This window comes from Variovorax monticola, from assembly GCF_051216855.1.
In the GTDB taxonomy this organism is placed as follows: domain Bacteria; phylum Pseudomonadota; class Gammaproteobacteria; order Burkholderiales; family Burkholderiaceae_C; genus Variovorax.
This window is the reverse complement of sequence record NZ_JBPJZP010000005.1, coordinates 523,025-535,322: the sequence shown is the minus strand read 5'-3', so window position 1 is coordinate 535,322 and position 12,298 is coordinate 523,025. Positions and strand designations below refer to the sequence as shown.

Genomic DNA, 12,298 nt, shown 5'->3' with positions numbered 1-12,298 from the left:
GCGAAATAAAGGAGGAGGCCGCAGGCCGGGGGACATTCGAGAAAAGGGGTACCGCGTCGGCGTGAGACCGCCCTGAACTGTCCCCGGCAATCAATCAAGGCGCGTTGCCTTGAGGCCCCACAGCCGGTGGACGCGCACGCCCGCTGGACCCCGGCGACAGCTTGCGACCGAAGGCCTCCCCCACGTTGCGCACCGGCCGGCTCGCCTTCTCCGACACGTTGTTCACACCGCGTCGCGTGGCGGCGTCCGCACGGTCGACGCCACGCCCCGCGGCGTTGGTGCCGCGCTGCACGCTGCCCACGACCTTGCCGCTGCGCGAGGGCGACTTGAGGGTGTGGGCACGCTGGGCATGGGGTGGGTTGTCGGCGCTTTGCGCCTGCGCGGCGACGGGCAACCACAGCGCTGCAACCAGCGTTGCGGTCAGCGACGCGTGAAAGGTGTTCGGGAATTTCATGGAGCCTCCTCGGTGTTTGCTTGCGACTCGGCCGCGCGCGCCATGCGCTCGCTCTTCCAGTAAACGTCGTCGCTGCCGTCCATGCGGTTGAGCACGCGCGCCAGCACGAACAACAGGTCGCTGAGCCGGTTGAGGTACTGCCGCAGCGCATCGTTGAGCTGCTCGTTCGCCCCCAGCGCCACCACCGCGCGCTCGGCCCGGCGCGCCACCGTGCGGCACACGTGCGCGAGCGACGCGGCGCGCGTGCCCGCCGGCAATATGAATTCGGCCAGGCGCGGCAAGGCGGCGTTGTGCTCGGCCAGCGCGTTGTCCAGCTGCAGCAGCGCATCGGCCTTGAGCAACGTGAAACCCGGCATCGACAGCTCGCCACCCAGGTTGAAGAGCTGGTGCTGCACGTCGACCAGCAACTCGCGCACGGGCTCTGGCAGGGGCTCGCACAGCAACACGCCGATAGTGGAGTTGAGCTCGTCCACGTCGCCCATCGCGTGCACACGCAGATGGTCCTTGGGTACGCGCGTGTTGTCGCCCAGGCCGGTGGTGCCGTCGTCGCCGGTGCGGGTGGCGATCTGTGAAAGTCGGTTGCCCATGGAGGCTCCTTGTTAGAGGTCAGGTGCCGACGGTGGAAGCGTCGATCTTGCCGGCCAGCCACTGCAGGCCTGCAAGATGCTGCTGGTCGTGGCTGCAAAGGTAGTGAATGAGGCTGCGCAGCGTGAGCGGGCCGTAGCCCTCGAACACGGCCGTGCGCTGCAGTTGGGCGTCGCTCAGGCTGGAGACCATTTCCATCGTCTGGACGCGCGCCATGCGGAAGTCGGCCAGCACCCGGGCTGCATCGGCCGCGCCGTAATCGCGCTCCACGGCCAGCGGCTCGCTGTCGATGGAGGCCAGCGTCGGATGGGCTTCGGCCAGCGTGCGGCGAAAGCGCACGTGGTAGCCCTCGATCTCGATGTCGCGCACGTGGCAGAGCTGCTCGATGGCGGTGAAGGCCTCGCTGGGCACGCCCTCCCACGAAGGCGGCGTCCAGTGCCTGTAAGCCGGGGGAATGGCCGCGTAGTGGGCCTCCAGTTGCGACGGGAAGGCCGCGAGAGCGCTGAGGGTCGTAGGGTTCATGTTTTTTCCGAAGCGCATTATGGTGCGCGCTCCGTAAAATGCCCCCTCCCCCCTCGATCCCCGATCCCTCTCACCCTGCAGGAGACGCCCGATGAACGCCCCGACCCAAACCTCGCACCTGATGCCGGCGCTTCATCTGCGCGACGTGCCTGCCGCACTCATCGACGGGCTGAAGGCGCGCTTCGGCGCCAACTGTTCCACGGCCATGGCAGTGCGCACGCAGCACGGGCGCGACGAGTCGTCGTTCGACGCACCGCCGCCCTCGGCCGTGGTGTTCGCCGAAAGCACGCAGGACGTGGCCGATGCCGTGAAGCTCGCCAGCGAACACAGCGTGCCGGTCATTCCCTTCGGCGTGGGCTCCTCGCTCGAAGGCCACCTGCTGGCGGTGCAAGGCGGCATCAGCGTCGATGTGTCGCGCATGAACAAGGTGCTGTCGATCAACGCCGACGACCTCACGGTGACGGTGCAGCCCGGCGTCACGCGCAAGCAGCTCAACGAAGAGATCAAGAGCACGGGCCTGTTCTTCCCCATCGACCCGGGCGCGGACGCCTCCATCGGCGGCATGACGGCCACGCGCGCCAGCGGCACGAACGCAGTGCGCTACGGCACCATGCGCGAGAACGTGCTGGCGCTCCAGGTGGTCACCGCCAGCGGCGAAGTCATTCGCACCGGCACGCGCGCGAAGAAGTCTTCGGCCGGCTACGACCTCACGCGCCTCATGGTGGGCAGCGAAGGCACGCTGGGCGTGGTGACCGAGGTCACGCTGCGCATCTATCCGCTGCCCGAGGCGGTGTCGGCGGCCATCTGTTCGTTCCCGAGCATCGAGGCGGCGGTGCGCACCACCATCGAGACCATTCAGCTGGGCGTGCCGATCGCGCGGGTGGAACTCATCGACGTGAACACCGTGCGCATGGTCAACGCCTACGCCAAGCTGAACCTGCGCGAAGAGCCGATGCTGCTGATGGAGTTCCACGGCTCGCCCGCCGGTGTGAAGGAGCAGGCCGAGACGGTGCAGGAGCTCGCCAGCGGCCACGGCGGCAATGCCTTCGAATGGGCCAGCACGCCGGAAGAACGCACGCGCCTGTGGACCGCGCGGCACAACAGCTACTTCGCGGCCGTGCAGTCGCGCCCGGGCTGCCGCGTAATTTCTACCGACACCTGCGTGCCCATCTCGCGACTGGCCGACTGCCTGCTCGACTCGGTGGCCGAGGCCGATGCCAGCGGCATCCCCTACTTTCTGGTCGGCCACGTGGGCGACGGCAACTTCCACTTCGGCTACCTGCTCGACCCGAACATTCCCGAAGAGCGCGTGAAGGCCGAAGAACTCAACCATGCGCTGGTGAGCCGTGCGCTGGCGCTCGAAGGCACCTGCACCGGCGAGCACGGCGTGGGCCTGCACAAGATGGACTTCCTGGTGACCGAAGCGGGTGCCGGCGCCATCGAGATGATGCGCACCATCAAGCGCGCGCTCGACCCGAAGAACATCATGAACCCGGGCAAGATCTTCGCGCTCTGAGCTGGCCCGTTCAGCCGCCGCAACAATAAAAAAAGCCCGGTGGCTCGCGAGAGCCACCGGGCTTTCTGCTTTGCAGTTGCCGTGCTTGCTGGTTGCTTCTTTTATTGGTTGCTGTTGCTGCGCCGGCGTGCCGGCGGTGCCTTCTCGGCAGGCACGTAGGTTTGCGACGGTGCCGCGCCGCCGTCCACGCCCAGGCGACCGCCGCCGCCGAGGCCCTGGCCGCGCACGGTCTGTGCCTTGTAGTTGCGCAGCGAACGCACCATCTGGTTGAAGGCGTCCATGAACGCGGCGGCAATCACCTTGCCCTGCGCCGTGTTGGTGTAGCCGCCCACGCCGGCGCCGCCGCCGCGGCCGGCCAGCGCACCGAAGGCACCGAAGTCGGTCTTGGAGGCGCTGCCTTCGGCGGCCGCCACCTGCACGCTCGATCGGTTGTCGATGAGGGTCAGCAGCGCGCTGGCTTCCTTGGTCTGCATGTTGCCGCCGATGGCTGCAAGGGCGCGGCCGCGACCGCCGCCCACCAGGCCGCCGAGCGCACCGCCGATGCCGCCGGCATCGCTGTTGCTGAAGACGATTTCAGGCGACAGGCCGTAGTCGGACGCCACCATCTGGCCGCGACCGAAGTTGCTGCCGCCGCGCATTTCGCCCGACTGCTGCAGCGCGCGCTCGCGCGTCATGGCGTTCATGCCGGCCGCGCCGCGTTCCACGACGACGAAGCAGTTCGACTGTTGCACCAGCAGACGCAGCAGGTTGGCGGTGGGAGGCAGCTTGTACTCACCGGTGAGCACCGTGTACCAACCCGCGCTCTGGTTCTCGATCAGCGAGACCGTGCCGAGCGGCGATTCGCAGCGCTCGAGCTGGCTGCTTTCACCGGAGGTGGCACCGCCGGCCGCGCTGCCGGTGGCCACGGTCTTGGCCGACGGGCTGCCCATCTGCATGTCGGTGGCCGCACAGCCGGTGAGAAAGAAGGCGCCCGCGGCAATGGCCGCAAGCGGGAACCTGGTGAGCTGCATGGGTGGACTCCCTCTGTGTTCAGAGACTTTGTTTAACAAATTCTGTCGCGAAGGATACGCGCAAAGGATTGCACTGATCAACCAAACGAACGCCCGACACCGCGTTCACACCACAGGCCATTCGGACGATGCCGACCGATCAGGCCGCCGTGTAGGCGGATGCGACCGTTCAGGCCGCCGTGTAGGCGGATGCGATCCATCAGGCCGCCGTTCGGCGGATGCGCTCTATGAGCCCGTTCAGCGCATCGATGGAGCCGAAGTGAATCACCAGCTCGCCGCTTTCGCCGCGCTTGGTGCGCTTCTTGATTCGCACCTCGACCTCGGCGGTCAGCAGGTCGGCGAGTTCTTCTTCCACGCGCTGCAGGTCGCGCGACTTCTCGCCGTCATTGCCGCGCCGCGAAGGCGTGAGCGTGAACTCGGCCGCGAGCTTCTTCACCAGCGCCTCGGCTTCGCGCACCGACATCTTCTTCGCCGCGATCTGGTTGGCCGCGGTGATCTGCGTGCCGCGGTCCAGCGACAGCAGGGCGCGCGCGTGGCCCATGTCGATGTCGCCGGCCATCAGCATCTGCTGCGCGGGCTCGGCCAGGTTCAGCAGGCGCAGCAGGTTGCTGGCCGCGCTGCGCGAACGGCCCACGGCCTGCGCCGCCTGCTCGTGCGTGAGGCCGAACTCGTTCACCAGGCGCTGCAGGCCTTGCGCCTCTTCCAGCGGGTTGAGGTCTTCGCGCTGGATGTTCTCGATGAGCGACATCGCCGCCGCGGCCTCGTTGGGCACGTCGCGCACCAGCACCGGCACACTGTCCAGGCCCGCGAGCCTGGCGGCCCGGAAGCGCCGCTCGCCAGCGATGATTTCGTACTCGGCGTTCTTGGCGGCGGCCGATTCGGCGTCGAGCCGGCGCACCAGGATCGGCTGCATGATGCCCTGCACCTTGATGCTCTCGGCCAGCTCATACAGCGCGCCCTCGTCCATGCGCGTGCGCGGCTGATAAACGCCCGCGACCATCTGGTCGAGCATCAGCGTGTTCGGATTGCGTTGCGCGCCACCGTCTTGCGAGCCCGGCGTGCCGTCGCCATTGCCGTGGTCGGCGGCGGGCGCGGCCGTGGGGCCGAGCAAGGCTTCGAGGCCGCGGCCCAGGCCCTTGGGTTTCTTGGTCGCCATCAGTCGGTGTCTTTCGAGATTTCGTTCAGAAGGTGCCGGCCTTCGGGCCAGTCGCCCAGGCCGGATTCGGCATTCAGGTGGCCGCCCGGGCCGGCGTCGACGAAGCGGGCGCCCCAGTCTTCGGCGAGTTGCCGGGAGCGCGCGGCGTCGCAGTACGGGTCGTCGTTGGCGGCGACCAGCACCGCGGGAAACGGCAGCGGCTGGCGCACGATCGGCGCCCAGCCGGGAATCAGCTGGCGCAGGTCGTCGCGCTCCAGGTCGCCGGGCGCGACCAGCAAGGCGCCACGCACCTTGTGTGTGTGGCGCGAATGCGCGGCCCATGCGGCGACGAGGATGCAGCCCAGGCTGTGCGCCGCGAACACGACCGGGCCCGGCGCGGCCAGCACGGCCTCTTCGAGCTGTATCGACCAGTCGCCGCGCAACGGGCGCATCCACTCATGCTGCTCGACGCGCCAGTCGCCGTACGCCGACTCCCAGCGGGTTTGCCAGTGTCCGGGGCCGCTGTTTTGCCAGCCGGGGAGGAGAAGAATGCGGGGCGCCGTCATTTGCTATTAATTTAATAGCAAACTATGCAGGCTGGACGAGCGTCAGGCATTGTTTTCGCTGGTGGAGTTCGGCGACGAAGCGGGGGCCAGCACGTCGTCCGGTATCGCCAGGTCCGGTGCGGTACGCCCGGCCGGTGCAATGGGCGGCGCCACCGCGCCCGAGGCAAAAGCGCTCGCGGGCGGCATCTTCTCGATCAGCTCCTGCGCGAAGGCAATGAAGGCCTGGCTGCCACGCGCCGCCGGGTCGAACACCACGCCCGGCAGGCCGTAGCTCGGCGCCTCGGCCAGGCGCACGTTGCGCGGGATCACGGTGTCGAACACCTTGTCGCCGAAGTGGGACTTGAGCTGCTCGCTCACCTGCTGCTGCAGGGTGATGCGCGGGTCGAACATCACGCGCAGCAGGCCGATGATCTGCAGGTTCTTGTTGAGGTTGGCGTGCACCTGCTTGATGGTGTTGACCAGGTCGGTCAGCCCCTCGAGCGCAAAGTACTCGCACTGCATCGGCACGATAACGCCGTGCGCGGCGCACAGGCCGTTGAGCGTGAGCAGGCTCAGGCTGGGCGGGCAGTCGATCAGCACGAAGTCGTATTCGGCACCGACCGCGGCCAGCGCGGTGCGCAGGCGTTTCTCGCGGCGGTCGATGGCCACCATTTCGACCTCGGCGCCGGCCAGTTCGCGGTTGGCGCCCAGCACGTCGTAGCCGCAACCGCCCTCCACCAGCTTGTCGGCCTTGACGCGTGCCTCGGCCACCGAGGCCGATTCGAGCAGCACGTCGTACACCGTCAGTTCGAGCTGGCGCTTGTCGATGCCCGAACCCATGGTGGCATTGCCTTGCGGGTCGAGGTCGATCATCAGCACGCGCTGGCCGGCCTTGGCCAGGCCGGCCGCGAGGTTGACGGTGGTGGTGGTCTTGCCGACGCCGCCCTTTTGGTTGGCTATGCAGAAAATCTTGGCCATGTCAGTACGGGAGGTCGATCAGCGGGAAATCGCGAGCTTGATGCCGAAGGCGATCAGGAAGGTGCCGGCCAGCTTCTCGAGCGTGGTCGAAATGCGGGGATTGGCGCGGATGCGCTCGGCCAGGAAGTGCGTGAGCAGCGTCGAGGTCAGGCCATACAGGAAGGTCAGCGCCGCGATCGTGACGGCCATCGCGGCGAAGCTGACCAGTCCCTGGTGACGGGCCGGGTCCACGAACAGCGGAAAGAAGGCCATGTAGAACACGATCGCCTTCGGGTTCAGCAAGGTGATGGTGAAGGCCTGGCGCAGGAAGTGGCTGGGCTTGATGTTGAGGATGGGCGCCGAGCCCGGCTTGGCCAGCAGCATCTTGAGGCCCAGCCACGCCAGGTAGCCGGCACCCAGCCATTGCACGGCCTTGAAGGCCGCCGGGTACGCCGCCAGCACGGCCGACACGCCTGCCACCGCCGCCCACATCAAGCACTGGTCGCCGAGGATCAACCCCGCTGTCGCGGCCAGCCCGCCACGGATTCCGCCTTTGCTGGTCGACGTGATCAGCGCCAGGTTGCCCGGGCCGGGAATCAGGAGGAACAAAACGATGGCGGCGACGAATGCGCCGTAGTCAGCGATGCCGAACATGGGATTGCCTCAAAAAGAGCGCCGGGAACAGACGGGAGAGAGAAACGGAGGGAGGCGTCGAGTCTAAGCGAGCGCACTGCCGGGCGGGCTGTCGAGGCACCGGCATTTGCCGGTGCCACCGCTTCTTTTATGGAATCGAACGCGATTCCCGCCAACCTTGGTCGGCTTTCAGCCGACTTCTTTGCGCGCCCAGACGATGCAGCGCTCGGCATCGAGGCCTGGAACCGTCAGTTGTTCCACGTGAAACACTGCGACGCCCTTGGGCAAGACAGCGAGTTCGTCACTGGGCACCTTGCCCTTCATCGCCAGCCACACACCGCCCGGGGCGAGCAGGTTCATCGAGCCGTTGAAGAAGTCCGGCAAGGAGGCGAAGGCGCGCGAGCTGATCACCTCGTAGCTGCCAGTCAGCGACTCGACCCGCGCATGAAGCCCGCGCAGATTGGGCAGCTCCAGTTCGGCCGACACCTGCTGCACAAAGGCGGCCTTCTTGGCCACGGCGTCGAGGCAGCTCACATGCAGGTCGGGCCGCATGATGGCGATCACCACCCCAGGCAGGCCGCCGCCCGAGCCCACGTCGAGCAGCTTGCCCTCCCCCGGCCACTCGCGCTGCAGCGGTGCGATCGCTGCCAGACTGTCGAGCAGATGGTGCGTGAGCACACTGGCGGGGTCGCGCAACGCGGTCAGGTTGTAGACCTTGTTCCACTTGAGCATCAGCGTGCCGTAGGCCAGCAGTTGCTCGCCCTGGCTGTCCGACAGGGTAAGACCCATGGCGGCTGCGCCCGCGCGCAGCATGTCGATGGGCGCCGTCATTCGGCGGTCTGCGGCGCGGTGGCTGCTTCCGTGGCGGCTTCGTTCACTTCAGCGCCACGGGCGAAGGCCTTGTGGCCGCCCTTGCGCAGGTGAATCATCAGCAAGGAGATGGCAGCCGGCGTCACGCCGGAGATGCGCGAGGCCAGGCCCAGCGTCTCCGGACGGTGCTTGTCCAGCTTCTGGCGCACCTCGAAGCTCAGCGCCTTGACCTGTCCGTAGTCGAAATCGGCGGGCAGCTTCAGGCTTTCGAAGTGCGACGCGCGCTCCACCTCGTCGTGCTGGCGCTCGATGTAGCCGGAGTACTTGGCAGAAATCTCGATCTGTTCGACCTCGATGCCGTTGAGTGCCACCGGAGCGGCGTACCTGCCACCGTCCAGCGACATCAGCGTTTCGTAGTTCACGTCGGGCCGGCGCAGCAGGTCGGCCAGGTTGTATTCGTGGTCGATGGCCTTGCCCAGCACCCGCTCCGATTCGGAGGCTGGCAGGTTGCGTGGGTTCACCCAGATCGACTTGAGCCGCTCTGTTTCACGTGAAACAACGTCGCGCTTTCGGCTGAAAGCGTCCCAGCGCGCGTCGTCCACCAAGCCCAGCTTGCGCCCTGCTTCGGTCAGTCGCATGTCGGCGTTGTCTTCGCGCAGCTGCAGGCGGAACTCGGCGCGGCTGGTGAACATGCGGTACGGCTCGGTCACACCCTTGGTGATCAGGTCATCGACCAGCACGCCCAGGTAAGCCTCGTCGCGGCGCGGCAGCCAGGCGTCTTCACCGCGGCATTGCAGCGCGGCGTTGATGCCGGCGAACAGGCCTTGTGCCGCCGCCTCTTCGTAGCCGGTGGTGCCGTTGATCTGCCCGGCAAAGAACAGGCCCTTCACCGAGCGGGTCTCGAAGCTGCTCTTGAGTTCGCGCGGATCGAAGTAGTCGTACTCGATGGCATAGCCCGGGCGCAGGATGTGGGCGTTCTCCAGCCCCGTCATCGAGCGCACCAGCTGCAGCTGGATGTCGAACGGCAGGCTGGTCGAAATGCCGTTGGGGTAGTACTCGTTGGTCGTCAGGCCTTCGGGCTCCAGAAAGATCTGGTGGCTTTCCTTGTCGGCGAAGCGGTTGATCTTGTCTTCCACGCTCGGGCAGTAGCGCGGACCCACACCGTCGATCTTGCCGGTGAACATCGGGCTGCGGTCGAAGCCGGAGCGAATGATGTCGTGCGTGCGCGCGTTGGTGTGCGTCACCCAGCACGCCATCTGCCGCGGATGCATGTCCGCCCGGCCCATGAAGCTGAACACCGGCATCGGCCCTGCCCCGCCCGGCATGCCGTCGCCCGGCTGCTCGGCCAGCTTTGAAAAGTCGATGCTGCGCCCGTCCAGCCGCGGCGGCGTGCCGGTCTTCAGCCGGCCTTGCGGCAGCTTCAGTTCCTTCAGCCGCGCCGACAGGCTGATGGCCGGCGGGTCGCCCGCACGGCCGGCCTGGTAGTTGTCCAGGCCCACATGGATGCGGCCGTCGAGGAAGGTGCCCGCGGTCAGCACCACGGTGCGCGCACGAAAGGCAATGCCCACCTGCGTGACCGCGCCGACCACGCGGTCGCCCTCCACCATCAGGTCGTCGACGGCTTGCTGGAACAGGCTCAGGTTCGGCTGGTTTTCCAGGCGGTGGCGAATGGCCGCCTTGTACAACACGCGGTCCGCCTGCGCGCGGGTAGCGCGCACCGCAGGGCCCTTGCTCGAATTGAGAATACGGAACTGGATACCCGCCTCGTCGGTGGCAATGGCCATCGCGCCGCCCAGCGCATCGACCTCCTTCACCAGGTGGCCCTTGCCGATGCCGCCGATCGACGGGTTGCAGCTCATCTGGCCCAGCGTCTCGATGTTGTGGGACAGCAGCAGCGTCTTGGCGCCCATGCGCGCGGCGGCGAGCGCGGCTTCGGTGCCGGCATGGCCACCGCCGACGACGATCACGTCGAATTCTTCGGGGTACAGCATTTGAAATGGGGGCGCACAACTGACGCGTGCGCGGCGCAAAAGGGGGCACCAATTTTAATCGCCGGTGCCCGGCTGTGCCCGTGGTGGGGGCAAGCTAGGCGGCCCTGCCAAATTGGCCCCTTGCGCTCGTCCCAATTGAATAGTTTGCTATATATTTTATAGCAAACAACCCGCGTCAGCCGGTCACTTCAGCCACTTGTACCACCGGCACGGGCTTTTCGATGCCGACCAGCGCACCGGTGGGCGGCGGTGCCTTCGAGGGCTGCAGGCTTTCGTCCTGCAGCTCGCGAATCGACAGGCGCTTGTCGGTCATGCGCACGTTGCCGAAGATCGTGCAGAAGGCAACGTCCTTGGCATCGCGCCCGGTGCCCACGCGCACGAGGCGGTCGACCGGCGCCATGCGCGTCGGGTCGAACAGCACCCACTGCCCGCCGATCCAGGCCTCGAACACCGCATGAAAGTCTTGCGGCGGCTCGTCGAACCACACGTAGCCCACCACCAGCCGCGCCGGGATGTTCAGCGCGCGGCAGAAGGTGATGCCCAGGTGCGCGAAGTCGCGGCACACGCCTGCGCGTTCCACGAACACCTCGCTCGCCGTGGTGGTCGAGACGCTGCTGCCCGGCTCGTAGGCGATGCTTTCGTGAATCCAGTCGACGATGGCCTGCACCCGGCCGATGCCCGGCGGCAGGTCGCCGAAGAGCTGCTGCGCACAGCGCGACATCAGGTCCGATTCGCAGTAGCGCGTCGGCATCATGTAGTGCAGCACCTCGTCGGGCACCTGGCTCACCGACACCTCGCGCAGGTCGGGCGGCACCAGCACATGGGCGCGCTGCACGCTGGCCTTGTAGCTGATCTTCAGCGGGCCCGGGCTGGCGTCGAAACGGATGAAGCGGTTGCCGCTGCCTTCGTCGCAGAACACCTGCATCTCGGTCGGCGGCTCGATGGTCAGCTGCTCGTTGACCACGGCCTGCGCGCCGCACCGTGCCGCCTCGATGTTGAGCAGCATGTGGGCGGGCGCGACCACCTCGTAGTCGAGTTGCGCGTCGATGTGGGAAAGATGCATGGGGTTCCTTGCAGCGTCGGCTCAGGGGATGTCAGTCGAGCGCTTTTTTCACCGCGCCCACGCCCAGCGCGGCCAGCACGACGAACAGCACGGCCAGCACAAGGAACAGGCCGAACAGCAGCTTGGCGATGCCGGCGGCACCCGCGGCCACGCCACCGAAGCCCAGTACACCCGCCAGCAGCGAGATGACCGCAAAAATGATCGCGTACTTCAACATTTGAAACTCCTTCAGCGGGGCCCTGCCCGCCGTGCGACGGAGCTTAGAAAAAGCCCGCCGCGCGCCCGATAGTCGCCCTGCGCAAGGCGCCGTAGGACAAAAACGCGACGCCACCAAACCCGCTAGCATCCTGCGCGGTCTCCCACAACAATCACCTCGTCATCCTTTGGAGTTTTTCGAATGAAGCTGTACTACTCGCCCGGCGCCTGCTCGCTCTCGCCCCACATCGCCCTGCACGAAGCAGGCATCGTCGTCGAGGCCGTGCTGGCCAGCACCAAGAGCCACAAGCTGCAGGACGGCACCGACTACTACGGCATCAACCCGCTGGGTTACGTGCCGATGCTCGAGCTCGACGACGGCACCCGACTGCGCGAAGGCCCGGCCATCCTGCAGTACATCGCCGACCTGGCGCCCACCAAGAACCTGGCACCGGCCAACGGCACCCTGCAGCGCTACCGCCTGCAGGAATGGCTGACCTTCATCGGCACCGAAATGCACAAGGGCTTCAGCCCGCTGTTCAACCCGAACATGCCCGAAGAAGCCAAGACCATCTTCAAGGACAAGCTCGCCACGCGCTTCAAGTGGCTGGACAGCGAACTGGCCGACAAGGAGTACCTGATGGGCGACACCTTCAGCGTGGCCGACGGCTACCTTTTCACCGTGACCAACTGGACCAAGCCCACGGGCGTGGACATCTCCGGCTACCCCAACCTGCAGGCCTGGCACGCACGCGTGGGCGCTCGCCCCGCGGTGCAGGAAGCGCTGAAGGCCGAAGGCCTGCTGAAGTAAGCCCGGCCACCCGGCGGCCGGCTTCCCGCTCAGGGAAAACCCGGCCCGCTTCAGCCACAAGCCGCATGAAG

Annotated in this window: 14 protein-coding genes; 2 read left to right on the top strand and 12 right to left on the bottom strand. The window is 66.9% G+C overall.

What is annotated here, in order from left to right; genetic code table 11:
* Positions 1 to 94 precede the first annotated feature (94 nt).
* Genes ACSFA5_RS20335 through ACSFA5_RS20325 form a run of 3 tightly spaced genes read right to left on the bottom strand, consistent with a single transcriptional unit; the run spans position 95 to position 1,561 of the window.
* Positions 95 to 454: a hypothetical protein gene (locus ACSFA5_RS20335; protein ID WP_435445836.1), complete on the bottom strand. Its 360-nt coding sequence runs from the start codon at positions 452 to 454 to the stop codon at positions 95 to 97.
* On the bottom strand, positions 451 to 1,041 hold the full coding sequence (locus tag ACSFA5_RS20330; protein WP_435445835.1) for a cob(I)yrinic acid a,c-diamide adenosyltransferase: 591 nt from the start codon (positions 1,039 to 1,041) through the stop codon (positions 451 to 453). Before ACSFA5_RS20330 ends, ACSFA5_RS20335 begins: the two co-directional genes overlap by 4 nt.
* A 19-nt stretch (positions 1,042 to 1,060) precedes the next feature.
* Entirely contained in the window at positions 1,061 to 1,561 is a 501-nt protein-coding gene (locus ACSFA5_RS20325) for a DinB family protein (RefSeq protein WP_435445834.1), read from the bottom strand.
* A gap of 91 nt (positions 1,562 to 1,652) precedes the next feature.
* Between ACSFA5_RS20325 and ACSFA5_RS20320 the strand changes: the two genes are divergently transcribed.
* Complete coding sequence (locus ACSFA5_RS20320) at positions 1,653 to 3,077, top strand: FAD-binding oxidoreductase (protein ID WP_435445833.1); 1,425 nt, start codon at positions 1,653 to 1,655, stop codon at positions 3,075 to 3,077.
* Positions 3,078 to 3,178: 101 nt separating this feature from the next.
* Here ACSFA5_RS20320 and ACSFA5_RS20315 read toward each other — a convergent pair whose 3' ends face one another.
* The 9 genes from ACSFA5_RS20315 to ACSFA5_RS20275 all read right to left on the bottom strand — a co-directional run bounded on the left by ACSFA5_RS20315 (position 3,179) and on the right by ACSFA5_RS20275 (position 11,438).
* On the bottom strand, positions 3,179 to 4,087 hold the full coding sequence (locus ACSFA5_RS20315; RefSeq protein WP_435445832.1) for a CsgG/HfaB family protein: 909 nt from the start codon (positions 4,085 to 4,087) through the stop codon (positions 3,179 to 3,181).
* Positions 4,088 to 4,286: 199 nt separating this feature from the next.
* On the bottom strand, positions 4,287 to 5,243 hold the full coding sequence (locus tag ACSFA5_RS20310) for a ParB/RepB/Spo0J family partition protein (RefSeq protein WP_435445831.1): 957 nt from the start codon (positions 5,241 to 5,243) through the stop codon (positions 4,287 to 4,289).
* Positions 5,243 to 5,788 carry an RBBP9/YdeN family alpha/beta hydrolase gene (locus ACSFA5_RS20305; RefSeq protein WP_435445830.1) on the bottom strand — a complete coding sequence of 182 codons (546 nt, stop codon included), beginning with the start codon at positions 5,786 to 5,788 and terminating at the stop codon, positions 5,243 to 5,245. Before ACSFA5_RS20305 ends, ACSFA5_RS20310 begins: the two co-directional genes overlap by 1 nt.
* A gap of 42 nt (positions 5,789 to 5,830) precedes the next feature.
* Positions 5,831 to 6,745, bottom strand: a complete 915-nt coding sequence (locus ACSFA5_RS20300) for a ParA family protein (RefSeq protein ID WP_435445829.1) — start codon at positions 6,743 to 6,745, stop codon at positions 5,831 to 5,833.
* 18 nt (positions 6,746 to 6,763) lie between these two features.
* The gene (locus ACSFA5_RS20295) at positions 6,764 to 7,378 is read right to left on the bottom strand and encodes a LysE family transporter (protein ID WP_435445828.1); all 615 of its coding nucleotides are present in this window, start codon (positions 7,376 to 7,378) and stop codon (positions 6,764 to 6,766) included.
* A 168-nt stretch (positions 7,379 to 7,546) separates the two neighbouring features.
* On the bottom strand, positions 7,547 to 8,188 hold the full coding sequence (gene rsmG, locus ACSFA5_RS20290; protein ID WP_435445827.1) for a 16S rRNA (guanine(527)-N(7))-methyltransferase RsmG: 642 nt from the start codon (positions 8,186 to 8,188) through the stop codon (positions 7,547 to 7,549).
* Positions 8,185 to 10,158: a tRNA uridine-5-carboxymethylaminomethyl(34) synthesis enzyme MnmG gene (mnmG, locus tag ACSFA5_RS20285; protein WP_435445826.1), complete on the bottom strand. Its 1,974-nt coding sequence runs from the start codon at positions 10,156 to 10,158 to the stop codon at positions 8,185 to 8,187. Before mnmG ends, rsmG begins: the two co-directional genes overlap by 4 nt.
* Before the next feature lie 175 nt (positions 10,159 to 10,333).
* Positions 10,334 to 11,221, bottom strand: coding sequence for a transglutaminase-like domain-containing protein (locus ACSFA5_RS20280; protein WP_435445825.1), 888 nt, complete (start codon positions 11,219 to 11,221; stop codon positions 10,334 to 10,336).
* A 31-nt stretch (positions 11,222 to 11,252) separates the two neighbouring features.
* Entirely contained in the window at positions 11,253 to 11,438 is a 186-nt protein-coding gene (locus ACSFA5_RS20275; protein ID WP_354353021.1) for a DUF1328 family protein, read from the bottom strand.
* Positions 11,439 to 11,618: 180 nt separating this feature from the next.
* Between ACSFA5_RS20275 and gstA the strand changes: the two genes are divergently transcribed.
* Positions 11,619 to 12,227 carry a glutathione transferase GstA gene (gene gstA, locus ACSFA5_RS20270; RefSeq protein ID WP_435445824.1) on the top strand — a complete coding sequence of 203 codons (609 nt, stop codon included), beginning with the start codon at positions 11,619 to 11,621 and terminating at the stop codon, positions 12,225 to 12,227.
* Positions 12,228 to 12,298 lie beyond the last annotated feature (71 nt).

Excerpts from the sequence above, each read along its gene's own strand:
- ACSFA5_RS20335 (WP_435445836.1), bottom strand. The coding sequence starts at position 454 with ATGAAATTCCCGAACACCTTTCACGCGTCGCTGACCGCAACGCTGGTT.
- ACSFA5_RS20330 (WP_435445835.1), bottom strand. The coding sequence starts at position 1,041 with ATGGGCAACCGACTTTCACAGATCGCCACCCGCACCGGCGACGACGGC.
- ACSFA5_RS20325 (WP_435445834.1), bottom strand. The coding sequence starts at position 1,561 with ATGAACCCTACGACCCTCAGCGCTCTCGCGGCCTTCCCGTCGCAACTG.
- ACSFA5_RS20320 (WP_435445833.1), top strand. The coding sequence starts at position 1,653 with ATGAACGCCCCGACCCAAACCTCGCACCTGATGCCGGCGCTTCATCTG.
- ACSFA5_RS20315 (WP_435445832.1), bottom strand. The coding sequence starts at position 4,087 with ATGCAGCTCACCAGGTTCCCGCTTGCGGCCATTGCCGCGGGCGCCTTC.
- ACSFA5_RS20310 (WP_435445831.1), bottom strand. The coding sequence starts at position 5,243 with ATGGCGACCAAGAAACCCAAGGGCCTGGGCCGCGGCCTCGAAGCCTTG.
- ACSFA5_RS20305 (WP_435445830.1), bottom strand. The coding sequence starts at position 5,788 with ATGACGGCGCCCCGCATTCTTCTCCTCCCCGGCTGGCAAAACAGCGGC.
- ACSFA5_RS20300 (WP_435445829.1), bottom strand. The coding sequence starts at position 6,745 with ATGGCCAAGATTTTCTGCATAGCCAACCAAAAGGGCGGCGTCGGCAAG.
- ACSFA5_RS20295 (WP_435445828.1), bottom strand. The coding sequence starts at position 7,378 with ATGTTCGGCATCGCTGACTACGGCGCATTCGTCGCCGCCATCGTTTTG.
- rsmG (WP_435445827.1), bottom strand. The coding sequence starts at position 8,188 with ATGACGGCGCCCATCGACATGCTGCGCGCGGGCGCAGCCGCCATGGGT.
- mnmG (WP_435445826.1), bottom strand. The coding sequence starts at position 10,158 with ATGCTGTACCCCGAAGAATTCGACGTGATCGTCGTCGGCGGTGGCCAT.
- ACSFA5_RS20280 (WP_435445825.1), bottom strand. The coding sequence starts at position 11,221 with ATGCATCTTTCCCACATCGACGCGCAACTCGACTACGAGGTGGTCGCG.
- ACSFA5_RS20275 (WP_354353021.1), bottom strand. The coding sequence starts at position 11,438 with ATGTTGAAGTACGCGATCATTTTTGCGGTCATCTCGCTGCTGGCGGGT.
- gstA (WP_435445824.1), top strand. The coding sequence starts at position 11,619 with ATGAAGCTGTACTACTCGCCCGGCGCCTGCTCGCTCTCGCCCCACATC.